Source organism: Rhodoflexus sp., assembly GCF_053489755.1.
Genome location: NZ_JBRCHD010000065.1, coordinates 39,139 through 63,886, shown reverse-complemented (window position 1 = coordinate 63,886; position 24,748 = coordinate 39,139). Strand labels below are relative to the sequence as shown.

Sequence of the window (24,748 nt, the reverse complement as noted above, 5' to 3'; positions counted from 1 at the left end):
GATTCTTTCTGATTAGGCAACAGATGTTGCTTATTTAACAGGCACTGTCTCATTAATTTTCTTAAAATATTCGTTCACCTCTTGCTTATAATAAGGATTGAGAGATGGTGGTACAGTCTTTAATAACTCTATATGCTTTTCCTTTTCTTTCAGATAGTCGCTGTACAAACCGGGTGATGTTCTATCTTTCTGTTTGGCACGTTCCGATTCGCGTTGCTCGTCTTGTTCGCGTTCGCGGAGTGCTTTCTCTGATTCGAGTAGGCGTGTGGCAATTTCCTTTTGACGCTTAATCAAATCTTGCGTAAGCCGTCGGTTAACCAGATCTTCTTCTGTTTTTTCCATTTCTTCTAACAACTTGGCAATATCCCCTCCCCCATTCTTTCCATCGTTTTTTTGACCTTTCTGATCAGACGGTTTGCCTTCTGTTGCTTTGCGAAGCGCACGACGTATCATCTCCTGTTGAGCGGCAAGTTTAGCAAGTTGTTCGGATAATTCTCTTCCCTGCTTGCCACTTTTCATTAGTTCCTGAATTTGCTGGTTGAGCGATTGCTGCATTTCGCTCATATTTTGCTGCTGACGATCTTTGCGCTTTTTATTGACAAGTTGCATTCCGCCCATTTGTTGTCCCATTTGCTGTTGCATTTGGTGCAGCACGTCGTCGAGCATCAAAGCAAGGTTATTGATGCTTTGCATAGCAAACTGTTGTTTACCGGCAGCAACCGAGTTGCGGCGTTTTCTGATTTCCTCGAGGCTTTGGTTGATATGGTCATTCATATCGTTGACCTCGCGGGTTACAAATGATCTGATCTGGAATACGCGCTTAGAAAGTGCAATGAGGCTGTCTTCCACAACTTTCGCATTGTCTTTAATCCGGAGCTGCTGTTGTCCTAACTCTACAAATCGTGGATCTTCTTGACGAACTCCTTTGAATTGTATCATTAGATTTTCTTGATCGAAAGATATTTTAACCAGATTTTCCAGAATTTGCCGCAGGGCGTTGTAGTCCTCTATTTGTTGTTTGGCTTCTGCCGACTGCTGCATTTGTTGCATTTTCTGGCTCATTTGTTGCATCTTTTGCGCAGCATTGCGCTGTGATTCAGATGCCTTTTGATTTTGTTTCTGATCTAACTGCTGAAGACTTTCTTTTTGCTTTTGTTCAACTTGCTTCTGATCATTTTTCATTTCTTCCATGCGGTTTTGCTGATCTTGCTTTTGCAGTTCTTTGGCCAGCTCTTCTATTTGCTTGAGGTCTTGCTGTTGTTGCTCAAACTTCTGGTTGATTTCCTCTTGCTTTTCTTTAAGCTCTTGTAGCGGTGCAGCATTTTCCTTTGTCTGCTCTGCCAATTCCATTTGCTCTCTGCTGAGTTCTTTCAGATCTTCAATTGCCTTTTTTGTTTTCTCGTCCATCTGTAATTTTTTGAACATTTCGAGGGCACGGTCTAACTCGCGTACTACATTTTTTTCGCGCTTTTCCATTTCCTCGAGCAGATTTTGCAGCATGTTGGAATTTTGCATCTCTTGCTGTAACAGCTTATTCAATTCGTCGTAGAGCTTCTTTGTCTCCTCGTCCAGCAATTCATCCATCAACTGGTTAAGTTGCTCTGCTTTTTCTACAATTTCGCGATCTCTTTCACCAAAGCGTTCCTGTTTGCGATTCAAAATTTCATTTTGCTTTTGCAGTTCTTGTATTTCTTTGGTCAGCTCCTCGCGGCGCTTGATCAGTTCTTCGAGCGCTTGTTTGTCTTGCCAGTTTAGCTTCTTTTTGCCTTTGAGGCGCTCTTGTATATCGTTGAGGCTTTTTTTCAACTCTTCTGCTTTCTTCAGGGCAGTTTCCATCTGATTTTTTGCTGTAGAAGCAGATTTTTCCAGTTCTCGGGCAAACTCTTGTCTGTCGGGAATGCTAAACTCTTGGACGGTAGTTTTGCTGCTTTTTGTACCATTGACACCGTCATTGTCCCAAACTTGCACAAAGTATTCTAACCTGTCGCCCTGAGCCAAGCCAAAATTGTCTGTATTAAATTCCTGATAGTATCCTTGATTGATAAGGTTAGGATTGAAATTGATTTTGATGCTTTTGTAATCACTGTCAGCTGTTTTAGTGCCTTTTTTAATAATGCGGTATTTCAGTTCCAGACGGCTGATGCCATAGTCATCGGATATGTTGCCTGCCACAACAATAAAATTGTACAATGAGGTATCTCTTACCTGACTTAGGCTGATGGTCGGATATTGATCAGGGATAACGTTGAGAAAATACTCAATCGCATCTCGATTTTCACTGAATTCATTTTTCAGATGTACTGTGTAGGCGCTTGACTGCATTGCCCTCCTATTGAATTGGAAGGTATTTTTTCCATTTTTAACCGCTTGAAGAATTGCGCTATCCGACTGAAATTTAACGGTTAGCTCTTCTGTTTGCTGTGTGTTAAATATCCATTTGACAATAGTACCCTGCGGCACAATCAAGTTACCCGTATTCGATAATTTCTCGTCGGATTTGCCCAAATAGGCGGGATAGTCTAGAAATGCCGTGAAATTGCTCATGTTAGGGCGTTCGCGCAATTTCAAAAGGTAGTTTTTTGAACTGAATCCGGAAGCTTCGATAGAAAAGGGAATGTCTTTTTGTACGTTTTTAAAAGTAAAGGAAAAAGCTGTATTAGCGGTTTTGTCCATTTTAATACGGCGATCCCCGTAAAGAATGTAAGCCTCTGAAGGAATGGCGCTTCCCGATAGCTCTACTTCTACCGTAAAATCTTCATTTTTAAAAACAACTAACTCATTTTCAGATACTTGAAAAGAGAAAGGTGCTTTGGGAACAAATGTTTTCGAGTAGTAGATCAATCGCGGGGTAGTTTCGCTAAACAGTTGGGGGGTTAGTGTAGCCAACAGCAACAACACCAAAACAGGAGGAATCACATATCGCAAATAGCGTTTGTTTTGCGAGTAGTCTATTGCTGTATGAAAATCTATGGGCGAAAGGAGTTTTGCCTTTTGTTCTATGCTAGCAGTAATCAGATCTGTTTGTGCGGCATTGAGTTTTCCCAATTGCAATATATTCAACAATTTATCACTGATTTCCGGAAAATATTTACCTATTTGAACAGCAGCTTCTTCGTTGCTTAGCGGCTGATTCAAATTAAGTAGTTTCAGTATGGGGGTAATGATCCAATGATATGTTGTAAATCCTGCTAATGCAAGGAATGAAAAAAACAATACAGCACGCACCCAAGAGTTGAAATTTCCTACATACTCCAATCCGTTGATCAAGATGAAATAAGTTACCAGAGCGCTTGCTGTCCACATAAAGCCCTTCAGAAGCATGTTTTTATAGTACTTCTGCTTATATACTTTCAACTTTTGTTGAATTTGCTCATATAACTTTTCAGATGGCATCATATCGTAAAGAAAGTGAGGATTAAAGTAAAGTTACTTCGGTTTCCCGAAATATATTAAGAAAATTTATAAAATGCGCGTGAGATTAAAAGATATATCAAAATTAGACTCCATTTGCTATAGAAAGCAATTAGATGCAAATTTAGTTCTGTAGTTTTGTTTTTTTAACAAGAAATGAAGGAAAAAGTTGTCGTTATTACAGGGGGATCTTCAGGTATTGGAAAAGCCCTGGCAGAAGTTTTCGGACGGAAAGGTTCGCACGTCGTCATTACAGGAAGGGATGCAACAGCATTACAGGAAACCACACAATATCTTAAAAATCAAGGAATTAGTGTGCTTTCTGTACAGGCTGATGTTACAAATCTTGCTGATAACGAGCGGATGGCGCAGGCTGCTCTAGATGCATTCGGGAAAATAGATATTTTAATCAACAACGCCGGTATTTCTATGCGTGCGCTTTTTGAGGAAGTGGATCTAGATGTTGTTAAAAAGGTAATGGATATCAACTTTTACGGCGCGCTCTATGCCACAAAGGTTTGCTTGCCTTCTATTATTGCCAATCAGGGTTCGGTAGTCGGTATATCCTCTATTGCGGGCTATCGCGGACTACCGGGCAGAACGGGCTACTCTGCCTCCAAATTTGCTTTGCAGGGCTTTTTGGAAGTATTGCGCACGGAAATGATACCCAGAGGGGTGCATGTACTGACGGCTTGTCCCGGATTTACAACTTCCAACATCCGCATGCGCTCCCTGACCAAAGACGGTACACAACAGGGCGAATCGCCTCGCGATGAGTCCAAAATGATGAGCGCAGAAGAGTGTGCCGAACATATCTACAAGGCAGTAGTGAATCGCAAGAAGATACTAATACTCACGAGGATAGGAAAACTGACTGTTTGGCTGAACAAGTGGTTTCCGGGCTTGATGGACAGCATAGTGATGAAGTATATGGCCCAAGAAGCAAATGCGCCCCTCAAGAACTGATTTAACACAGGGTTCATATCTATTAACGAAAAGCAATATAGCTTTGAGGGGAGTTTTCATGCACAAAATGTGCGAAAATATGTTTTTATGTTTGGGCTCGAATTATCGCTGTCAGTAGTATTGGTCTTTTGCATTCTTTGTGCGCTCGTTTTTGAGTTTATCAATGGTTTTCACGATACAGCTAACGCCGTAGCAACTGTTATCTACACCAATTCGCTTCGACCTATTCCTGCAGTTGTTTGGTCTGGTGTATGGAATTTCATTGGTGTACTCACAGGGGGCATATCTGTTGCGGTAGCAATCATCAATATCCTGCCGATAGATACAATCCTAGATACAGATATAGGACACAGCGTAGCGCTTGTGCTTTCTATTTTGCTCACGGCTATTTTCTGGAATTTGGGTACTTGGTACTTAGGGATTCCCTGCTCAAGTTCGCATACGCTGATTGGTTCTATTATCGGTGCGGGTTTTGGCTACTCACTACTCAACGCAGATATAGCTACCAGTGCTGTCAATTGGGCGGAGGCTCGTAAAATCGGGATGGCGCTGCTGTTTTCCCCACTGCTTGGTTTCGGACTGACAGTTTTCCTGATGTTTGTGCTACGTCTGATATTCGACTCAGACAATAAGATATTCAAAGAACCGCCAAAAGGCGAACCCCCGCCCTGGTGGATTCGTGCCGTGCTGATCTTGACCTGTACGGGCGTTAGTTATGCACATGGCTCGAACGATGGGCAAAAAGGTGTTGGGCTAGTAATGCTGATCTTGGTGAGTTTTGCCCCTGTTTATTTTGCTTTGGATGTAAGCAAAGACAGCACGGAGTTGAACAAGGGATTGTTACATTTTCAGCAAACCGTTCGCCAGATAGATCTAAGCGAACTGGCAAAAGTAGATAGCGCTAAATTGGCTTCAGTGGACGAACGCCTAACGTGGATGCAGGGCGAACTGACCCAGTATGGCTCGCTTGATAAACTGCCCCAAGATGAGCGCTTTGAGTTCCGCAAGTCTATCCTTCTGGCAGAAAAGTTTTTCCGCGATGCAGAGAAAAATAATATGCCCGGTGTAAGCAGAGAGCAGTTTGCCTCTATCAAGCAAGACATGAAACTCATTACACCTTTTACCAACTATGCTCCTGTTTGGGTAATTCTCGCAGTGGCTCTCGCGCTGGGGCTTGGCACGATGGTGGGCTGGAAGCGCATTGTCGTAACCATCGGTGAGAAAATAGGTAAGCAGCACTTGACTTATGCGCAGGGTGCAAGTGCCGAGATGGTCGCTGCCGGAACGATCGGGCTGGCATCTGCACTGGGCTTGTCCGTAAGCACAACTCAGGTACTTTCTTCGGGTATTGCAGGCTCGATGGTTGCGTCTAACGGTCTGAAAAATTTGCAAGGAGGTACTGTTAAAAACATTTTAATTGCATGGCTGCTTACTTTTCCTGTGTGCATGGGCAGTGCAGGAGCTTTCTTCCTGATAATCAGGTGGCTTATTGATTAGATCTGAAAAAACAAAAATTAGGGCTGCTCAAACTTGTCTGTTTGGGCAGCCTTTTCTACCTTTAATTATGAAGACATGAAGATCATTGCCTCCGGCTTTTGGGCATATATTTGCTCGATGAACAGGTGGTATTACCCCTATCCCCAAAATTACGTGGTAAACCCTACTGACTACCTGAATCTATTACAGCTTAATGTATTAATTATCAGCTAACTAATATGCTTGTTACCAAACGCAACGGGACGACCGAAACCGTCAGAATTGAAAAGATTACAGCCCGCATTGAGAAGTTGTGTTATGGTCTGGACATGAACCACATAGATGTATTCCAGATCACGCAGCGCGTTATTCAGGGCATGTATGACAAAATTACCACTGTTGAGTTGGACAATCTGGCAGCAGAGACAGCCGCTTCGATGACCACCCGACATCCTGACTATGCTGTTTTGGCTGCCCGAATTGCTATCTCAAACCTCCACAAAGAAACCAGCAAGTCTTTTTCCAGCACTGTAAAGCGCCTCTATAATTACATAGATCCGAAAACAGGTGAGAACGCAGCGCTGATTTCTAAAGAAGTTTACGAAATCGTTCGCAACAATGCAGCCTTATTGGACTCTGTTATTATCTACGACCGGGACTTCAACTACGACTACTTCGGCTTCAAAACCCTAGAAAGATCGTATTTGCTGCGAATGGACGGGAAAGTAGTAGAGCGCCCGCAGCACATGCTGATGCGCGTAGCTATTGGTATCCACATGAACGATATCGAGGCGGCTATTGAAACCTACAACCTCATGTCGGAAAAGTGGTTTACCCATGCAACCCCAACACTCTTTAACGCAGGTACACCCAAGCCACAACTTTCTTCTTGCTTCTTGCTTACCATGAAGGACGATAGCGTAGATGGTATTTATGATACACTGAAGCAGTGTGCTAAAATCTCCCAATCTGCCGGCGGAATTGGTTTGAGTATTCACAATATCCGCGCTACGGGCAGCTACATTAAAGGCACAAATGGCACCTCGAATGGTATCGTACCGATGTTGCGCGTATTTAACGATACGGCTCGCTACATTGATCAGGGCGGCGGCAAGCGCAAAGGTGCTTTTGCTATCTATCTGGAACCATGGCACGCCGATGTATTTGACTTTTTACAACTCAAGAAAAATCACGGCAAGGAAGAACTGCGCGCCCGCGACTTGTTCTATGCCATGTGGGTTCCTGATCTGTTCATGCAACGCGTAGAGGCAGACGAAGAGTGGTCGCTGTTTTGTCCTAACGAAGCGCCCGGCTTGGCAGATTGCTACGGCGAAGAGTTCAAGCGCCTCTATGAGCGTTATGAGCGCGAAGGACGTGCAAGAAAGGTAATACGCGCACAAGACTTGTGGTTTGAAATTCTGGAAGCACAAACCGAGACCGGTGTTCCCTATATGCTCTACAAGGATCATTGCAACCGCAAGAGCAACCAGAAAAATCTCGGAACGATCAAGTCTAGCAATCTCTGCACAGAGATTATCGAATATACTTCTAAAGATGAAGTAGCCGTTTGTAACCTCGCATCGCTGGCGCTGCCTAAGTTTGTACATCAAGGTAAGTTTGATCATCAAAAGTTATATGAAGTTACCAAAGTTGTAACCCGCAACCTCAACAAGGTAATAGACATTAACTACTATCCCGTAGAAGAGGCGCGTCGTTCTAACATGCGTCACCGTCCGATTGGTTTGGGGGTACAGGGTTTGGCCGATGTGTTTATCATGCTGCGAATGCCCTTCGACTCGGAAGAAGCCCGCGGACTGAACAGGGATATCTTTGAAACGATCTATTATGCTGCTGTAGAGGCTTCTATGGAACTCGCTCAGCAGTTTGGTACTTACGAGACCTACAAAGGCTCACCTATGTCACAGGGACAGTTCCAGTTCGATCTGTGGGGAGTTACTCCTGCATCCGGTCGCTGGGATTGGGAGGGGCTTCGCAAAAAAGTATTACAACACGGGGTGCGCAACTCGCTGCTTGTAGCACCAATGCCTACCGCTTCGACTTCCCAGATCTTGGGTAACAACGAGTGCTTTGAGCCTTATACCTCGAATATCTACACCCGCCGCGTCCTTTCAGGCGAATTCATTGTTGTCAATAAGCACCTGATGAAGGATCTGATAAGGCTCGGCTTGTGGAACGAGACGATGAAGAATATGATCATTCAGGCAAATGGTTCTATCCAGCAGATTCCGGGTATTCCGCAAAACTTGAAAGACATCTACCGCACAGTTTGGGAGATTCCGCAGAAGTCCATCATAGAAATGGCTGCCGATCGCGGGCCATATATTTGCCAAAGTCAAAGTCTGAACATTCACATTCAGGATCCAAACTTCGGCAAAATGACTTCCATGCACTTCTACGCATGGAAAAAAGGGTTAAAAACCGGTATGTATTACTTGCGTACCCGCCCTGCTGCCGATGCTATTAAGTTTACGGTGGACAAGGCAATGCTTCAGCAAGTGCAGGGACAGTTGGAAAGCGTAGCAAGCGGCAAGGCTTCTTTCTATGAGAAAAAAATGGTTTCCAACGAGCAAATGCGCACTGCAAACACTGCGCCTGTTACCAAGCAATCATATGATCAGAAACGCGAGGATACGTCTTGTTCATTGAACAATCCGGACGGATGCGAGTCTTGCAGCGCATAGTTGATCAGATGCTGTGCAAGACAAAACCCCGAAAAGCAATTTGCCTTTCGGGGTTTTGTCTTATGGTTGTGTTGGACGACTAATCCTATTGCTTCACGTCGCCGTTTTTAGAAACCTTAACTACCAGATGGTCTGTAGTTTCGCCTTCGTTGTAACCCGCAATGACGAAGTCGCCGCTAATATCTTCGGCAATAGCATAGGCGCGTTGATCGCCGATACCTCCAATAGTTTTGCGCCAGAGCGTTTTGCCCTGATCGTCTAAGAGCATAACGAAGGCGTTGTTTCCTTCTTTGCTGGTATTTTCGTTGTTGGCATCGGGAACGAAAATATCTATATAGCCTGCAACAGCAATTTTGCCGTCGCGCGTAACGATCACGTCAAGCGCTTCGTCGGTACTGTTGGTTCCTGTGGTTGTGTCCCAAACCTTCGTACCCTTGCTATCTACCTTCAGTACCCAGATATCGTGGCTTCCTTCTTTGGCAAACGAGTAAGTGTAGCCTGCCAAAACGAAACCTCCATCAGGGGTTTGTGCAATGCCATTGGCTCGTTCGCCCATTCGCCCTCCGTAGGTTTGTTCCCATACTTTGCTGCCATCCTTATCTAAGGCAATGAGCCAGAAGTTCCACGTAACTTTACTTTGTACACGAACCTCTTTGCTGCCTGCAATCATAAAGCCACCTTCTTTGGTAGCAATTACCTGCGCACCTGTTTCGCTATTGGCAGGCAAGCCAAACTCGCGTCGCCAAATCTGATCGCCTTTTTCGTTGATTTTGATAAGAATAATATCGGATTTACCGGTAGTGATTTTGGTTGAGTTGGCTAAGATAACAAAGCTGCCATCCTCCAATTGGATCACAGAGTGACCCTCTTCGATACTGTCGTCTTCACCATAGATTTTTGCCCATTGGCGATCGCCGTTTTTGTCTAATTTGACCACCCATATATCCTTCATGTCGGCACCGCCGCCATATGAATCTGAAGAGCCTACTACCAAAAATCCACCATCGCGGGTTTCACAAATAGCAAAGGCCTCTTCTGTTTCCTGACCGCCATAGTTTTTGTCCCACACGACAGCGCCGTTGTTGTCTAGTTTGACAATATTAAAATTCATGTCCATAGAGCCGATACCGTAAGAATTGGATCTGCCGGCCACTACTACGCCTCCGCCGGTTTTCAATGCCACAATGTCGGCGGAAGCATCATAATTTTTGCCGCCAAAAACCTTGTAAAAAGCTGCTAAATGTTGCGGGCTGTTCCATACAATGTACCATGGATTGGGAGAAATCAGCAGCATCCAAACGAGTAAAACTATTGGCTTCATAAGAGGGTGATTGTTCTGATGTTCAAACTATTAATGCAATAATCAGGAAAATATTGTGCGATAGGAAAGATGTAAAGATGTAATAATTTCACGGGCGAAACGGCTGCAAAAATGATGTCAAAATCACTGTGCTATTCACTTTTCGGACAAAACTTTCATCTCTTGCCCCAAAAAGCTGCCTTCTGGGAAGAAAGGCAAACCTTGATTTTGGCAGATGTTCATTTAGGCAAAGCAGGTCATTTCCGAAAAGCAGGACTGGCTGTGCCTCAGCAGGTTCATTTGCAGGATTTAGTTACGCTGGAACTTATTATTGAACGTTGGCAGCCTGCAAAAATACTGATTATTGGTGATTTATTCCATAGCGAATGGAATGCCGAGTGGTGGTTGTTTACCGAATGGCTGGAAAATTTTACGGCGATTGAGTGGACGCTTGTTCGGGGTAATCATGATGTACTGCCTGCAACGGTTTATCAAAAAAGTATCCTAAAGGTAATCCCTGAGCAGCAGCCCTTGCCTCCTTTTTTGTTTACGCACCAACCTACCGATGTAGCACAGGAATGGTACAACATCAGTGGGCATGTCCATCCGTCCGTCCGCCTAATTGGACGCGGCAGACAAAGCATTGTGTTGCCCTGTTTCTATTTTGGGGCTAAAAAAGGCATTCTGCCCGCTTTTGGCAAATTCACGGGCACAGCAACCATTCAACCACAGAGTGGTGATGCGGTTTTTGTGATAAGTTCCGAAGAGGTAATTCGCGTCTGTTAAAATCTGCTATTTTTGCAACTATGGAGAACCGCCAAATCCGCAAGTGGGAGGACATGCTGCAATGGGTAGCTGTTGCGCTGGCGCTGTTGTGTACCAATCTGTTTGTTAGTAGTTTTTTCTTTCGCTTAGATCTGACAGAAGACAAGCGGTATTCCATCGCACCCGGAACCCGCCAACTACTTCAAAATCTGGATAATAATATCTACGTTGAGGTATATTTGGATGGCGACTTGAATGCAGGGTTCAAGCGCTTGCAGGCCGCCATTCGCGAAACGCTGGAAGAGTTCAACGCCTACAGCGACAATAAGGTGCAGTTTCGATTCATCAACCCTGAATCTGCGGGAAGTCCTGAGCAGCGTGGTGCTTTCCAGCGCGAACTGATCAATGCAGGCATTCAGCCCACCAATTTGTTTGAAAATGTGGACGGCAGGCGGATTCAGAAAATTATTTTCCCCGGAGCTATTGTCCGTGCCGGCACGCGTCAGGGTGCTGTCAATCTGCTCAAAGGCAATTTGGCAGCTACGGCACAAGAGCGGCTCAACCAGTCTGTAGAAAGTGTCGAGTTTGAGCTGGCAAGTGCGATTAAAAAAGTTACGCAGCGCGAAAAACCCCGTATAGCACTTATACAGGGGCATTTGGAACTCAATAGCCTGCCCATTGGCGACCTCCGCCTGACAATGGACGAGTTCTTCGTTACCGAAGAAGTATTGTTAGATAACGACAGCGCATTGAGGTCTTATCAGGCAGTTGTTATCATTCAGCCCAAAGTTCCTTATACCGAAGAAGAAAAGTTCCGTTTAGATCAATTCATTATGCGCGGTGGCAAGGCACTTTTCATGCTCGACATGGTGCAAATGAATTTAGACAGCATCGCTATTGGAGGAGCTTATGCTTTTGGCTATGACTTAAACTTAGACGATATGCTGTTTCGCTACGGAGTTCGCGCCAATATGAACTTAGTGCAGGATATGCAAATGGGTACGGTGATTGTCAATGTGGGGCAGTTTGGCAATGCACCCAACCTGCAACCCGTTCCTTGGCCTTACTACGTACTCGCCAATCAGTTCGGTAAGCACCCCATTACGCGCAACTTAAATGCAATTTATACCAAATTTGCAGGCAGCATTGATACTGTTAAATCTAAGGGCGATGTCAGAAAAACGCCTTTGTTGATGAGCAATCAGTATTCCCGCATTCGCCGCGCACCTACGATTGTGAGTTTGGATGAGTTGAAAAATGACATAGATCCCAATAAATTTACCCAGAGCCATGTGCCCATAGCTTACCTGCTGGAAGGAAGTTTTCATTCGCTTTTCCGCAACCGCTTTGCTCCTGAAGGCATTGCACAGGGAACAAAAATTATTCAAGAAAGCGTTCCTACGCAGATTGCCGTCATAGGCGACGGAGATATAGCTGTCAACGAATTAGACCGCCGTTCGCAGCAACCGCTGCCGCTAGGCTTCGATCCGGTTACTAAGCAGACATTTTCTAACAAAGATTTGATTATGAACATCTTGCTGTATTTTACAGACAAAGACGGTTTGCTGGAAGCACGTTTGAAGGAGGTGCGTTTGCGTCCCTTAGACAGGATTAGGCTGAGCGAGGAAAAAACATGGTGGCAGGGATTTAATCTGGTATTGCCACTACTGCTGACGGGTATTTTGGGAGGTCTGTGGTATTATGTGCGCAAAAAACGCTATGAAAAAGTTGCAACTGTTTAGGTATGTCTGCCTACTGCTGACCCTGACATTCTGGCAGTGTGCGCAGCAGCAAGACAAGCAGCCCATGCCGCCCTTGCCTGATGAGACAAATAATAACATAGAAAAGAAAATTGCATATCTATCCAAAATCATTCAGGATAATCAGGCTAATGCGGAGGTGTTCTATCAGCGCGCTTCCTTGAATCTTTCGCTTGGCAAAGAGAACCTTGCATTGATAGACATTGATCGGGCTTTGTCGTTGAACAACAACGAAGCAGATTACTACTGGGTGCGTGCGCTGGCCTTAGACCAGAAAGCAGATTTTGAGCGGGCGCTTGTGGCTGCCCAAAAGGCAGAAAATATGAATCTGGACAGAGGGATTCAGCCTGCTCCATCTACATTCAAACTCATGGGCAAGTGGTACTATTTGCAAAAGGATACTGCTACTGCAAGGCGCTACCTGCTGGCAGCGCAGCAGAGTTTTCCTGATCATGCAGAAGTGTACTACTATCTAGGTTTATTGGGAAGGGATGCCGGCGATACGATACATACGGTTGCTAATTTGCGAACCGCGATTGATTTGCAGCCCAACTATCCCGAAGCCTATACCGTGCTGATTGATTTTTACAGAAAACGCGGCAACAGGCGTCTGGCAACTGCAGCAGCAGCAGAAGCGGTTATGCAATGTCCCAATCAGCCTCGACTGATGGAAACCTATGCAGACTTACTCATGCTTAGCGAGGAGCGCGAATCGGCCGCTATGCGCTGGTATCAGCAGGCAGCGGATCTTTCACCTAATAACTGGCGCTTGCACTACATCGTAGGTATGTACCACCACCGCGAGAGGCACTATGCAGAAGCAGAAAAATACCTGACAACTGCGCTTGCCAATAAGCCGGATCTGGAAAAAGCGCTGTACAACTTAGGAACAATCTACGAGTACCAATACAAAAGACTACCTGACGCACTGGCAAAATATGAACAAGCAGTAAAGATCACCCCTTACGACACAGTGTTTATATACTCGGTGCGACGCGTAAAGAAGAAAATCGCCTATGAAGAGTACAAGCAATCGCCGCAGTATATACTCGACCAGATGCGCAAGCGCAAAGAAGAAGAGGCTGCTCGCTTGCTGCAACAGGATCAGTAGTCTTCAACCTGCAACTTTAGCAGCGATTTTTGAACTTTGCCCATAGCATTGCGCGGCAATTCTTTTACTACCTGCCATATGGTTGGTTGTTTGTAAGGGGCTAACTGTGTTTTGAGCCATTGCTGAACGACAGGGAGCGCTGCTTGGTCTGAAAGTACGATAAAAGCGGCTGCCTGTTCGCCTTTTTCGGGATGCGGCAACCCAACTACTGCGCAAGCGCTGACCGCAGGGTGCATCAGCAGCGTGTCTTCTATCTCCAATGCTGACACCTTATAGCCACTGATCTTAAGAATATCGGCCGAAAGCCGCCCCATGATTTTGTAATCACCTGCGGCATCGCGCTGTGCCATGTCGCCTGTGCAAAACCAGCCGTCTGCGGTAAAACTTTGCGCCGTTGCATCGGGGCGCTGCCAATAGTAATGGAACAAGGTCGGGCTTTTGACCTGAATTTCGCCAAGAGCTTCCGGTGTTGTTTGTTCTTCGCCATTTTCATTAACCAACCGGACGGAAACATTGGGCAGCGGTTTGCCTACAAAGCCTGCTTTGCGCTTGCCGTGCAGCGGATTGGAAATAGCCATGCCGATCTCTGTCATGCCGTATCGCTCCAGCAAGAAATGCCCTGTGATTTGTTGCCAGCGCTGTAGCACCGGCGCTGGCAGTGCGGCCGAACCCGATACCATCAGCCGCAGTCGGCGGGCGGCGCTTGCGTAGGTCGCTTGCTGGTCGGCAGGGAGCTGTTCCCAATGCTGAATCAGTTTTTGATAAACCGTAGGCACTGCCATAAATACCGTTGCTGAAGGGCTGATCAACCATTGCCACACCTCAGCTGCTTCAAACTTGTTGCGTAAGATGCAATGCGCACCGTTCCACAGCGCACAGCACAGTATATTAATCAACCCGTGTATGTGGTGCAGGGGAAGTATGTTGAGAATCTCGTCGGTAGCCTGCCACTCCCATGCAGTAGAAAGTGATTGAATTTGTGCGGTAAGGCTCGCATGTGTATGCACCGCGCCTTTGGGTTTGCCGGTTGTACCGCTGGTATAAATCATCAGTGCAGGGGTTGACAAGTCGCCTGTGAGGACAGAAGCCTCGACTATTTGTTCCTGTTTTGTCATCAGCGTTCCTGTTGTTAACGTCTCCGTTGTCAGTGTCCCCGCTGACGACCATGTATTTCCATCTGTCTGTGTCTCTGCTGACAAGGAGTGAAAATCTGACCGCACCAGAACTTCGGGCGGGTTGGGTAGCATAGCAGCAGCTTGGCGAATACCTGCCTCGTATTGCGGGTGCGCCCAAACCTGCGCACAACCTGTATCGGCAAGCACATAAGCCCATTCAGCCGGCGGATGAGTAACGCAGAGCGGCACAGCAATACCGCTCGATTGCCAGATGCCCACTAAAACTGCTGCATAGTCGAAGCAGGAGGGATAGAGCATACACACAGGCCGACCATTTACATCCTTCATTTGCCTGCTTACAGCATCTATTGCCCCTATTAGTTGGGCATAAGAATAAGTTCCGTTATGATCGCTTAATGCCGATCTGTCGGAAAATTGTTTCAATCGGGAATACAAAGGTGTACGCATAAGCAAAACTAAAATTTACTGCGCCAGCACCAGTAAACTCGCATAGCAAGTGCCAAAGCCAACAACAGATCCTGTCAAAATTTCATCAGGGGCATGTGCGTTTAGTGCTAACCGTGCCGAAAGAGTTATCCCCCAAATCATTACAACGACAATCAGCGGGTAGAAAAAATTCGCATCTGGAAATAATTGCTGTAAGCTGATAAGCGCACCTGCCACGCCACTGATCCCCGTTGCGTGTGCGCTGATTTTGTAGAAAAACGTAATCAGCAATACCAGTAAGACGGTAAGACAGATGGCTACCATGATAGCAGGCAATAAGATTACTTGGGGTAGTTTGGTAAAAAAGTAAAAAGCTGCCCCACCATAAGATACGATGCTGATCAGAAAAGGCAACAGCCGATCCTTTCGCTCGTGAAGCGAAAGGTCTTTGATAATGTCTATTTGTTTGAGAAAAACTAGTGTAATAGCCGGCATGAGGAAAGTCGTAATAAAAATCATTCCCATGAGCATCAGTTTTAGCGAGGGACTGTACTGGATCAGTTCGGTGGGCCCATTGAACAGTACCACTGAACAGAGATAAGTAGCCATCAGCGAGGGATGCATCGCTACCGAGATGATTTGTGCAACTGTTCGGCTCATAGTTCCCTGCGCAGCCGTGCCACCGGAATATTCATTTGTTCCCTGTATTTGGCAACTGTACGCCTTGCGATATTGTAGCCTCTTTCGTTCAGCATTTTTTCTAATTTATCGTCTGAATACGGCTTGCGTTTATTTTCGTTATCAATGATTTCTTTAAGGATAAACTTGACTTCTTTGCTGCTTACATCCTCGCCAGAATCGGTACTGATACTTTCCGAGAAGAAGTATTTCAGTGGAAATACGCCAAATTCAGTTTGTATAGACTTGCTGTTAGCAACCCGCGATACTGTAGAAATGTCCATATTTATTTTCTGAGCGATGTCTTTGAGGATCATTGGGCGGAGCTTACTTTCATCTCCTTCCTTAAAGTATTCGTGCTGGTATTCTATGATCGCGTTCATGGTTTTCAACAGGGTCTGCTGACGCTGCTTGATAGCATCAATAAACCACTTGGCAGCATCTAATTTTTGTTTTAGAAACATAACCGCTTGTTTGAGAGATTTGTCTTTCTTGCTGCTCTTTTCGTAAGAATCCAACATTTCTACATACGAGCGGCTGATGCGTAGGTCTGGCGCATTGCGTGCATTAAGTGTTAGATGGAAGCGCCCCGCATCATCGGTGCGAAGGATAAAGTCGGGTGTGATATAATGGTTGCGCGAAAAATCGCTTGTGCTTTCACCTGGTTTTGGATTCAGGTGTATAATTACATCTACCGCATCTTTCAACTGTTCTTCGGTAATATCTAATCGTTTTTCGATTTTGTGGTAGTGCTTCTTGATAAACTCATCGAAGCAAAGGGAAATGATCCGAAGCGCGTTGCGCACAGCCGTTTCGTTCTGGTTTTTGCGTTTCAACTGGAGCTCGAGGCATTCCTGTAAGTTTCGCGCAGCAATCCCTGCCGGTTCAAAGGTCTGAATTTTATGCAGAATTTCCTCTACTTCGCGCTCGTCTGTTTCGATGTTCTGGGTAAATATCAGGTCATTGACGATACCCTGCAACTCGCGGCGGATATAGCCCTCGCTGTCAATATTACCGATGAGTTGCAAGCCGATAGCATACTGCCGTTCGTCCAGATCCAAATACCCCAACTGCGACAGGAGCGAATCAGTCAGCGAGTCGTTGGTTGCCAGCGGCATTTCGCGTTCCTCCTCCGAGCCCGGACCGTCGCCCTGCATCTTGTAGCCCGCATCGTCGTTGTCCGGCATGTAATCCGACATGCTGAAGTCCATGCTGTCTAAACTTTCGTTCTCTTCGTGCCCGTACTCTTCGTCAATGCCCTCGCCCAAGTCCTCTATATCATCGTAGGTATCGTCGGATGTGTTTTCTTCACTGTCTTTTTCTTTTGAGAAATCATCTTCTTCATTGCGACCCTCCTCCAGTGCGGGGTTTTCTGCCAGTTCTTCTTCAATACGCGATTGCAACTCGGCAGTAGGCACTTGCAACAGTTTGATGAACTGAATCTGTTGCGGCGAGAGCTTCTGGGTAAGCGACTGAACTTGTGTTATCTTCTGCATAGTCGTCAAATTGAAAAGAAGACAATCATATGGAACGCTTTTTGCTAAGTTACGGCATTTTCCAAAAAATGGTTTAACTTAAGCCTAATATTTTTTGGCAGTCGGCAATGTGTACTATGAAAATTCGCAACTTCTTGTCCGGTGCTTTGTTTTGTAGTTGGGCGGTTGCCTTCGCACAAAAGCCTGATTATGCGCTTGTACCTCGCGATTCGGCAGCACAGCACCGGGCGTTCTACCTGAACCATACCGAGGAAGTAGAAGAATACGCCAACAGGCTGTTCAATCAGGGGCATTTTGGCGCAGCGCTGGCTTACTACGATCGGTTGATTGCTGTCCAGCCATCGCAGGCGCGGTTCTATTTTGAGCGAGGGCGTTGTTTGGAAGAACTGAAAGCAATCGAAGAAGCGCTGGAGGACTATGACCGCGCTTTACTACTCAATCCCGAATTTCCCGATGCGCTCTTCAATCGGGCGCATCTGCGATTTCAAAAAGGACTGTACGGCTTCACGATTGCCGATATGGACAAACTGTTAGCGCTCCCTGCCGATAAGTTAGCTGCTACCAATGCAATTTATTTTATCCAAAGCAATGCAGGAGTTACAGGTGCATTCAGTATGAACAATCGAAAAATACACGCCTACCGCTTGCGGGCAAAAGCGAAGGAAAAGACAGGTAATACCGAAGAAGCTATTGCCGACTATACCTCAGCAATCGGCGAGGGACAGCAGGCAGATGCCGATTTATATTATGCGCGTGGCAATCTGCACCGCTTAGCAGGCCGGCATCGCGAGGCACAGGCAGATTTTGGCAAAGCCTTGATGTACGACCCGCAGCATTCGCAGGCAATATTGGCTTTAGGTATCAATGCGGGGCAGGCAGATAAGCTACGCTTACAGGCAATCATTGCAGAGCAGCCCGAAAATGCTTTAGCGCTCGCGCAAAGAGGAGCAATCTTGCTTGAAGAGGAAAATTACGGCGCAGCGCTTATAGATTTTGACAGCGCGGAATACTACGGCTATCGCGAGGTGGCTTTGTATATCAATCGGGGCATTGCAAAAGATAAACTCGGCAGAGCAGATGCTGCCATCGCCGACTTTTCACGGGCGCTTCAAATCAAAACTTCGGCAAAGGCCTATAATCTGCGCGCCAATAGCTATTTCAGAAAGAAGAACTACGAAAGTGCGATCGCCGATTACACGCGCTCACTTGCTTTAGATGCTTCGCAGGCAGATATTTACTACAACAGAGGAATTGCCTGCCACTATACCAACCGAAAAAATGAAGCCTGCGCCAACCTCAAAACAGCTATTTCTTTAGGCCACAGGGCAGCGCAGGCAGCTTATGATAAACTCTGCAAATAAAAATTATTCAGCTACGGTGTCAGTATTACTTGTTGCACTTTTACTGCCAAAGTTGAACAGCAGCGAAAAGCGCAAGGAATCTGCCAGCGGCATATTTTGGCGCATCGGGATCAGGTAGGCGAAGTTAATATTCAATGTATTCAACTTGAGGCCCGCGCCTACCGTTGCAAACTTACGCCCGCCTTTGCTGTCGGCTTCGTGGAAATAGCCGCCGCGCAGTGCGAAAATATCATTGTACCAGTACTCCGTACCAACGGCTATCATCAGCTCCTGCAACTCTTCGCGGAAAGGGGCATCTGTAAACGAACCAAAAATACCCGATACCAAAGAGCGATCCGGTATGGTCAGTCTGCCATTTTGCAATACCGGCGATGGAACCATCAATTTATTTACGTCTAATGCGAAAGTCAGTTTGTTGTATTCGTCCAACTCGCCCGTAATAGCTGTTCCCAGTCGCAAATTGGTGGGAATAAAGTCGCGGCTTTCAGGGTCGTTGTAAGTCAGTTTCAGGCCTACATTAGAAATATTACCTCCAAATGCAATCGTTCCCGGCATTGCCCCAAAGTTGGTTTGCTTCTGGTAAAATACACCCAGATCAACGGCTACGGTATTACCGGGCTGTGCGTTAATATTCGTTCCCGCATTGCTGATGTTGCCTGCGAGGTTAGAGTGAATAAAGCGGAAGGCAGGCGCAATACTCAAATTGCTGGAGAGCTTTCGCGAATAGGTTACATCAATAGCAATTTCACGCGGGTTAAACTCTTGCAAAGGATTCCCGATCAGATCAGTAAACTGCATGCTGCCCAAGTTCATGTAGCGGATAGAACCGCCGATTGTCTCAAGTGGGCTTAATCGTTTGAAGCCGGACAGATAACTCAGCCACATATCATTGACCAAACGCATCAGCCATGGATTGTAAGACAAGCTAAAGCCGCTGGACTCTTCAATGAATGCCAACTTAGCAGGATTCCAGTGGATCGAGTTGGCATCCGGCGAAATAGCCGCGCCCACATCGCCCATAGCGCCTGAGCGGGAGTCAGGTGCAATAGTAAGAAACGGAACAGCAACAGGAATAACCCGACGGGTCTGGTCTTGACCCAGTACACTCCCGGAGTTTTGCGCTAATAACCAAAAGGGTAGCAAACCAAAACAGAGTACTGCAAGTGCTCTTGTGTTGAAAAACATAAATGTTGCGAGTTAGAAATATAACTTTACCAAGATAAAATATGGGTAAAGATTGGAGGCATAGGCAAATAGCACTCGGACGGGTTAAACAAATTGTAAATAATCAGCAATATTAGTTTTTGCAAGTCAGAAAAGCAAAAAGACTTACTTTATCACAAGCAATCTGCCTGTAAAGGATGCTTTTGCAGCATCGTCAGATTTGGATGCTACCGTTATCCGATACAAGTAGATACCGCTAGCATTCAGTTGACTTGTAGCGTCTGCCTTTCCCCAGTCTAGCGATACCGGCTCGTTTCTTACATTGAATAAGTCTTTTTTTTCTTCCATCAGCACGCGTCCTGTGATGTCATAAACAGCAAGTGTAATTTCCAGATCGTCCCCGGTGCGATTGTGTGTAAACTGCCAGCGCAAATCGTTTGTTCCTACAAAAGGATTGGGAAAAACTTTTACATCGTCAATGCGGAAAGGGTCTGCTGCTACTACAAAGCGCACCTCTGCCTCAGCGGGGTTATTATGCACGTCCCATGCTTTGAGGCGGATTGTATGTTCGCCTTTAGGTAAATCGCGCAGCGGAAATCGCAGGCTGCCTCGCCGCGAATCGTTTGGCGCAGCGCGGTAGAAACTGTTGAGCACAAAAGTCTGTTGCCTGTTTAATGTAGCTGTGATGTCTTGCCCGATGCCCATGCTGCTGATATTGATGCCGCTGTCATCTTCGAAAAATGCCAGCAGTTCAGCATCGGGAGCAGTACGCCCGCCGTTCTGAAACTGTTCATTGTCCATAAACAACCGAATGCGCGGGGGAGTATTGTCTGCTGCAACGTTAGCAGCCGTACCGCCTACAATCGCGCTTTGTGCGCCGATAGCATCTATATTGCGTGTCGGATCCATTGCATAGACTTTGATGCGCCCTTCGCCAAAGCTATAATCAATGTTTTTAGGCACTGTAAACTGTATTGAGAAGCGCCCTTGCTGAACGCTAGCTTCGCCGCGAAACAAGGTTACCGGGCGATCGCGATAGACAGCAGGCGCATCCTCGTCGCCGAGCGTTTGTAATTCAAACTCTTTTTCCAGCACTTCTATCTTCAGCGTTCCGTCAAAGGCTGTCTCTATAACGCCGTTATGTCTGATCTCTCCTGCAAGTGTAACGGTAGCTAAGGCTTTGAGTGTATCGGGCGCAGTGGTAAAGGCTATTTCCTGCGCGGGATAAGCCAAGCGCATGGAAGGATCGCCCAGCAGTGCAAAGTTCCTGTTTACTACACCATTGATGCTGTTATTTTTGGTCAGGCGTTGTATGTCGCCCAGTCGAGGCATGTCTCCGTTAATTGGTGTAAATACGGCGTTGTAAAATGCTTCGTTCAAAATAAAATTTGTGCTGGAAAATACAGGTCGTGTGGTCGTCAGCAGCGCGATCGCTCCCCCGCGTGGGCTGAGTAGCGCAAACTCCGCGCCTGAGGTCAGAAAGGGGTTATCGTAGCGCCCGAACTCACAGGTAGCTGTTACCATCAGCGGGAGACGGTCGTAGTTCGTCAAGTTGTTGATGGTAACCACGTCCAGAATAGCCTCCGATGCCCAGCCGGTCTCTGAGCCGTGTCCGGTATAATTAACGATCAGGGAGCCGTCCTGAAACTGCCGATTGAGCATATCGCGCGCAGCGGGCGAGCGCCTTCCTGTAGGTGTGGCTACTTGTTCGAACGCATCTATATAGATTTTATTGATGCGAAAGTTTGGATTTCGCTGGTGTGCCTGCGCAGATAGCAATTCGCTATCTGCCAAGTGAATATTAAAATCACCATCATCGGCTACGAAAGTGAGTTGGCTGCGCCAGTTGCCTAATGTACTTGCAGTGGTGTAGTGGATCAGTTTATCTACCATTATAGCAGCTTCGCGGGCGGTTTTGGCAGGCAGCCTTCCCACGCCGATTTCCATATCGTAAGCGCCGCCGAAATCTTCGTCCCATGCGCCTTCATTTGCATCAAAAAAACCGAAATAATCATCGGAAGAAAAACTGAAAATCGGGTGCAGTGATTCGTAAGACTGATAGACAGGGACAAAATTTGTGTTGGAAGCGTTGCGGTCTTTGTAGTCAAAAGAGGCATCGCCGAAAAGTAGGAGGTATTTCAGTCGGCTTTGCGGTTGCAGATAGCGCAAGCGGGCAAAGTCGCGGATGGCAGTCAGATCTTGCCGACCGGAGGCAAACTCGTTGTAAATCTGCGCGGTTGTAGCTACTTCCACAGCAAGCCCGTCGTGGCGGCGGCGAAACTCGGCGAGCCGCTGGGCCTCTGTCAAAAACTGTGGCGCGGTTACAATCAGCAAATCGGGGTTATTGGCTGTGCCGCGTAGGTTTTGCTGTGCTACTGCACCTGCAAAGCGCGGTTCAGGCAGCCCCTGCGGACGAAAGGCGGCGTATTCGCGCAACTGTCGCTGCGGGTTGGCAACGCTGAAAACAGCTTCGCCATTTATATGATCAAGTGTAATGGCTTGTGGGTTAAAAAGGTTGCTCACATCCCAGACTTGCAAGTCGGCGGCGGCATTGGCTATCCGAAAAGTGCTTTCCGTTTGCGTTGCAGCAGCAAAGGAGCGAAACAGGGTTGCGTTGTCGTAGAGTTGCAGGCGGCGCAGAAAGTTCACCGATACATAGTCCAGATGCCCCAGCGCGGCGTTATTACCCGCCTTGTCATAGCGGACGCGCACGGCAAATTCGTTGTTAGCAAGTGGTGTCGGGGGAGTCGTGCTTAGCAGTACCTCTGCAATATTCCCGCGCCGCGCATAAGTAGAAATGGGCACCGCCCCGATGCGGCGGCTACCAATTTCCTGCCCGTTCAACTGCCAGCCAAACGAAGTTTCTATAACCGATTGCGCTACTACCGCCGATTGAACCAGCACGGGTGTACCACTCACCCAACCTGTAGCAGGAAAGCGTATCGTATGTTCGGTAATAAAGTCAAAGCGTTCGCCAAACCAGCGCCGTCCCGAATTGACCAGATTAACCTCGTCTCTTTCATGGTGTAATAGCTCGTTGAAAGTAGTAATTACATTGCCCGATTCGGGGGCAGGACTTTGTTGCCTAATGCGTTTGCCGTTCGTATTGCCAATGACCAAAAAGCAATAATTCAGGTCGTCGTAGAGGTTTTTTTCATATTGCAGCAGTTGGCCGTTGCGGTCAGCAACGACGCGGTCTGCTCCCTGTGCGTAGAAAAGGATAAAGTCATCATTGTCGAAGCGTCCGTCCTGTTCGCCTTGTACAAAAATTGCCAGCTCGGCGAGTTCAGCGCGCGGTGTGCTATTGGGCTGTGGCAACATTCCGCCCGTACTGCTGAAAATGCGAATGTTGCGAGGGTCGGTCTCGGCGAGGTTAATGCCCATAGCTGCAAGTGTCGCCTGATTGATACGATAAATTCCTGTTTTAGGAATGCCCAGACGGTAGATGCTGCCTCCTGTTAGCGGTTGCGCAAAAAGTGGTAGCCAGACTAAGCTCAGCAAGAGGCAAAGCAAACAAGAGTAGTTCATAAATCAGCGCAGCATGGTTAATTTCAAAGTTACACCATGATTGCATAAATAAAAAAGAACCTGCTCTCATGGAGGGCAGGCTCTACAGCTTTAACAATTAAACCAAATAATCCTTAAAAAATGTCGAATCTTGTTCTTCAACTCTCTCTGATGCAAAAGTACAAAATCCGACAATACTATTTTTCAGAAATCGATGAACTAATGGTTTTATCCGACAAACTTGCTTATAGATCGGATAAAACGATTTTTTACCCCACTTTGGATGGCATTTCTACTTGAGGATACTACGTGAAATGACAATTTTCTGGATCTCGGAAGTACCTTCATAAATCTGTGTAATCTTTGCATCGCGCATGAGGCGTTCTACATGGAACTCTTTTACGTAGCCATAGCCGCCGTGTATTTGTACGGCTTCTGTGGTTACGTCCATAGCAACCTGTGAAGCAAATAACTTAGCCATTGCGCTGGCATGTGCAAAGTCGTCGTGCGCGTCTTTTAGAGCAGCGGCTTTGAGGCACAGCAAGCGAGCCGCTTCAATCTGAGTAGCCATGTCGGCAAGTTTGAAGGCAATTGCCTGATGCTTGTAGATTTCCTGACCGAATGCTTTGCGCTCTTTGGAATATTTCAGCGCCAGTTCGTAAGCGCCCGAAGCGATACCCAATGCCTGTGCAGCAATACCAATGCGTCCGCCGTTCAGTGTTTCCATAGCGAAAGTGAAGCCGAAGCCGTCTTCGCCAATGCGGTTAGCTTTTGGCACTTTCACGTCGGTAAACATCAGCGAGTGAGTATCTGAACCGCGAATACCGAGTTTATTTTCTTTTTTGCCTACCACAAAACCGGGCATGTCGCGCTCAACAATTAGTGCGTTGATGCCTTTGTGTCTCTTTTCCGGATAGGTTTGCGCAATCACAATATAGAAAGAGGCACTATTGCCGTTGGTAATCCAGTTTTTGGTGCCATTGAGCAGGTAGTAGTCGCCCATGTCCACGGCGGTAGTGCGCTGGCTGGTTGCGTCGCTGCCCGCCTCAGGTTCTGAGAGGCAGAAAGCGCCAATGATTTCACCTTTAGCCAGGCGCGGCAGGTACTTGCGCTTTTGCTCTTCGGTGCCGAAAGTTTCCAGCCCCCAGCAAACCAGCGAGTTATTCACCGACATACACACAGAGGCAGAAGCATCCACTTTGGAAATTTCTTCCATCGCCAGTACGTAGGAAATCGTATCCATACCGCTGCCACCGTACTGGGGGGAAACCATCATGCCCATAAAGCCCAGTTCGCCCATTTTCTTAATTTGTTCGGCAGGAAAAATCTGATGCTCGTCGCGCTCAATAACGCCGGGCAGCAGTTCGGTTTGTGCAAATTCGCGTGCTGCCTGCTGCACAGCCAGATGCTCTTCTGTCAGTTGGAAATTCATAGCTAAACGCTGTTTGATTGGGAATATATAGCTTCAAATTTAGCTGCTTTTTATGGG

The 24,748-nt window shown here is 46.7% G+C and carries 16 protein-coding genes; 8 read left to right on the top strand and 8 right to left on the bottom strand.

What is annotated here, in order from left to right; genetic code table 11:
• Positions 1 to 30: 30 nt before the first annotated feature.
• Complete coding sequence (locus ACWIP2_RS14645) at positions 31 to 3,396, bottom strand: DUF4175 family protein (RefSeq protein WP_448520684.1); 3,366 nt, start codon at positions 3,394 to 3,396, stop codon at positions 31 to 33.
• A 171-nt stretch (positions 3,397 to 3,567) separates the two neighbouring features.
• Between ACWIP2_RS14645 and ACWIP2_RS14640 the strand changes: the two genes are divergently transcribed.
• The 4 genes from ACWIP2_RS14640 to ACWIP2_RS14625 all read left to right on the top strand — a co-directional run bounded on the left by ACWIP2_RS14640 (position 3,568) and on the right by ACWIP2_RS14625 (position 8,555).
• A complete protein-coding gene (locus tag ACWIP2_RS14640) occupies positions 3,568 to 4,377 on the top strand; it encodes an SDR family oxidoreductase (RefSeq protein WP_448520683.1) in 810 nt (269 codons plus the stop codon).
• Between the two features lie 87 nt (positions 4,378 to 4,464).
• The gene (locus ACWIP2_RS14635) at positions 4,465 to 5,874 is read left to right on the top strand and encodes an inorganic phosphate transporter (RefSeq protein WP_448520682.1); all 1,410 of its coding nucleotides are present in this window, start codon (positions 4,465 to 4,467) and stop codon (positions 5,872 to 5,874) included.
• Positions 5,875 to 5,949: 75 nt separating this feature from the next.
• Positions 5,950 to 6,087 carry a hypothetical protein gene (locus tag ACWIP2_RS14630; RefSeq protein ID WP_448520681.1) on the top strand — a complete coding sequence of 46 codons (138 nt, stop codon included), beginning with the start codon at positions 5,950 to 5,952 and terminating at the stop codon, positions 6,085 to 6,087.
• A 5-nt stretch (positions 6,088 to 6,092) separates the two neighbouring features.
• The gene (locus tag ACWIP2_RS14625) at positions 6,093 to 8,555 is read left to right on the top strand and encodes a ribonucleoside-diphosphate reductase subunit alpha (RefSeq protein WP_448520680.1); all 2,463 of its coding nucleotides are present in this window, start codon (positions 6,093 to 6,095) and stop codon (positions 8,553 to 8,555) included.
• Positions 8,556 to 8,640: 85 nt separating this feature from the next.
• Here the strand turns inward: ACWIP2_RS14625 and ACWIP2_RS14620 are convergent, their stop codons facing one another.
• A complete protein-coding gene (locus ACWIP2_RS14620) occupies positions 8,641 to 9,876 on the bottom strand; it encodes a hypothetical protein (protein ID WP_448520679.1) in 1,236 nt (411 codons plus the stop codon).
• A 114-nt stretch (positions 9,877 to 9,990) separates the two neighbouring features.
• Here ACWIP2_RS14620 and pdeM point away from each other — a divergent pair, with 114 nt between their 5' ends.
• Genes pdeM through ACWIP2_RS14605 form a run of 3 tightly spaced genes read left to right on the top strand, consistent with a single transcriptional unit; the run spans position 9,991 to position 13,491 of the window.
• Positions 9,991 to 10,641 carry a ligase-associated DNA damage response endonuclease PdeM gene (gene pdeM / locus ACWIP2_RS14615; RefSeq protein ID WP_448520678.1) on the top strand — a complete coding sequence of 217 codons (651 nt, stop codon included), beginning with the start codon at positions 9,991 to 9,993 and terminating at the stop codon, positions 10,639 to 10,641.
• A gap of 20 nt (positions 10,642 to 10,661) precedes the next feature.
• Entirely contained in the window at positions 10,662 to 12,362 is a 1,701-nt protein-coding gene (gldG, locus tag ACWIP2_RS14610) for a gliding motility-associated ABC transporter substrate-binding protein GldG (protein WP_448520677.1), read from the top strand.
• Positions 12,340 to 13,491, top strand: a complete 1,152-nt coding sequence (locus ACWIP2_RS14605) for a tetratricopeptide repeat protein (RefSeq protein WP_448520676.1) — start codon at positions 12,340 to 12,342, stop codon at positions 13,489 to 13,491. Before gldG ends, ACWIP2_RS14605 begins: the two co-directional genes overlap by 23 nt.
• Here the strand turns inward: ACWIP2_RS14605 and ACWIP2_RS14600 are convergent.
• From ACWIP2_RS14600 to rpoN, 3 genes are read right to left on the bottom strand one after another with little or no spacing between them, the layout of a single operon-like run.
• Entirely contained in the window at positions 13,485 to 15,074 is a 1,590-nt protein-coding gene (locus ACWIP2_RS14600; RefSeq protein WP_448520675.1) for an acyl-CoA synthetase, read from the bottom strand. The two genes, ACWIP2_RS14605 and ACWIP2_RS14600, sit on opposite strands and share 7 nt — an antisense overlap.
• 15 nt (positions 15,075 to 15,089) lie before the next feature.
• Complete coding sequence (locus tag ACWIP2_RS14595) at positions 15,090 to 15,713, bottom strand: hypothetical protein (RefSeq protein ID WP_448520674.1); 624 nt, start codon at positions 15,711 to 15,713, stop codon at positions 15,090 to 15,092.
• Positions 15,710 to 17,227, bottom strand: coding sequence for an RNA polymerase factor sigma-54 (gene rpoN / locus ACWIP2_RS14590; protein WP_448520673.1), 1,518 nt, complete (start codon positions 17,225 to 17,227; stop codon positions 15,710 to 15,712). Before rpoN ends, ACWIP2_RS14595 begins: the two co-directional genes overlap by 4 nt.
• Positions 17,228 to 17,343: 116 nt before the next feature.
• Between rpoN and ACWIP2_RS14585 the strand changes: the two genes are divergently transcribed.
• A complete protein-coding gene (locus ACWIP2_RS14585; protein WP_448520672.1) occupies positions 17,344 to 18,588 on the top strand; it encodes a tetratricopeptide repeat protein in 1,245 nt (414 codons plus the stop codon).
• A 3-nt stretch (positions 18,589 to 18,591) separates the two neighbouring features.
• On the opposite strand, the gene porV is transcribed toward ACWIP2_RS14585, so the two are convergent.
• The 3 genes from porV to ACWIP2_RS14570 form a co-directional block, all read right to left on the bottom strand.
• Complete coding sequence (gene porV / locus ACWIP2_RS14580) at positions 18,592 to 19,773, bottom strand: type IX secretion system outer membrane channel protein PorV (protein WP_448520671.1); 1,182 nt, start codon at positions 19,771 to 19,773, stop codon at positions 18,592 to 18,594.
• 144 nt (positions 19,774 to 19,917) lie between these two features.
• Positions 19,918 to 23,280, bottom strand: coding sequence for a type IX secretion system sortase PorU (gene porU / locus ACWIP2_RS14575; protein ID WP_448520670.1), 3,363 nt, complete (start codon positions 23,278 to 23,280; stop codon positions 19,918 to 19,920).
• Between the two features lie 271 nt (positions 23,281 to 23,551).
• Positions 23,552 to 24,691, bottom strand: coding sequence for an acyl-CoA dehydrogenase (locus ACWIP2_RS14570; RefSeq protein WP_448520669.1), 1,140 nt, complete (start codon positions 24,689 to 24,691; stop codon positions 23,552 to 23,554).
• Positions 24,692 to 24,748 lie beyond the last annotated feature (57 nt).

What these genes read in the sequence shown, in the direction of transcription:
- ACWIP2_RS14645 (WP_448520684.1), bottom strand. Translation starts at nt 3,396, where the DNA reads ATGATGCCATCTGAAAAGTTATATGAGCAAATTCAACAAAAGTTGAAA.
- ACWIP2_RS14640 (WP_448520683.1), top strand. Translation starts at nt 3,568, where the DNA reads ATGAAGGAAAAAGTTGTCGTTATTACAGGGGGATCTTCAGGTATTGGA.
- ACWIP2_RS14635 (WP_448520682.1), top strand. Translation starts at nt 4,465, where the DNA reads ATGTTTGGGCTCGAATTATCGCTGTCAGTAGTATTGGTCTTTTGCATT.
- ACWIP2_RS14630 (WP_448520681.1), top strand. Translation starts at nt 5,950, where the DNA reads ATGAAGATCATTGCCTCCGGCTTTTGGGCATATATTTGCTCGATGAAC.
- ACWIP2_RS14625 (WP_448520680.1), top strand. Translation starts at nt 6,093, where the DNA reads ATGCTTGTTACCAAACGCAACGGGACGACCGAAACCGTCAGAATTGAA.
- ACWIP2_RS14620 (WP_448520679.1), bottom strand. Translation starts at nt 9,876, where the DNA reads ATGAAGCCAATAGTTTTACTCGTTTGGATGCTGCTGATTTCTCCCAAT.
- pdeM (WP_448520678.1), top strand. Translation starts at nt 9,991, where the DNA reads ATGTCAAAATCACTGTGCTATTCACTTTTCGGACAAAACTTTCATCTC.
- gldG (WP_448520677.1), top strand. Translation starts at nt 10,662, where the DNA reads ATGGAGAACCGCCAAATCCGCAAGTGGGAGGACATGCTGCAATGGGTA.
- ACWIP2_RS14605 (WP_448520676.1), top strand. Translation starts at nt 12,340, where the DNA reads ATGAAAAAGTTGCAACTGTTTAGGTATGTCTGCCTACTGCTGACCCTG.
- ACWIP2_RS14600 (WP_448520675.1), bottom strand. Translation starts at nt 15,074, where the DNA reads ATGCGTACACCTTTGTATTCCCGATTGAAACAATTTTCCGACAGATCG.
- ACWIP2_RS14595 (WP_448520674.1), bottom strand. Translation starts at nt 15,713, where the DNA reads ATGAGCCGAACAGTTGCACAAATCATCTCGGTAGCGATGCATCCCTCG.
- rpoN (WP_448520673.1), bottom strand. Translation starts at nt 17,227, where the DNA reads ATGCAGAAGATAACACAAGTTCAGTCGCTTACCCAGAAGCTCTCGCCG.
- ACWIP2_RS14585 (WP_448520672.1), top strand. Translation starts at nt 17,344, where the DNA reads ATGAAAATTCGCAACTTCTTGTCCGGTGCTTTGTTTTGTAGTTGGGCG.
- porV (WP_448520671.1), bottom strand. Translation starts at nt 19,773, where the DNA reads ATGTTTTTCAACACAAGAGCACTTGCAGTACTCTGTTTTGGTTTGCTA.
- porU (WP_448520670.1), bottom strand. Translation starts at nt 23,280, where the DNA reads ATGAACTACTCTTGTTTGCTTTGCCTCTTGCTGAGCTTAGTCTGGCTA.
- ACWIP2_RS14570 (WP_448520669.1), bottom strand. Translation starts at nt 24,691, where the DNA reads ATGAATTTCCAACTGACAGAAGAGCATCTGGCTGTGCAGCAGGCAGCA.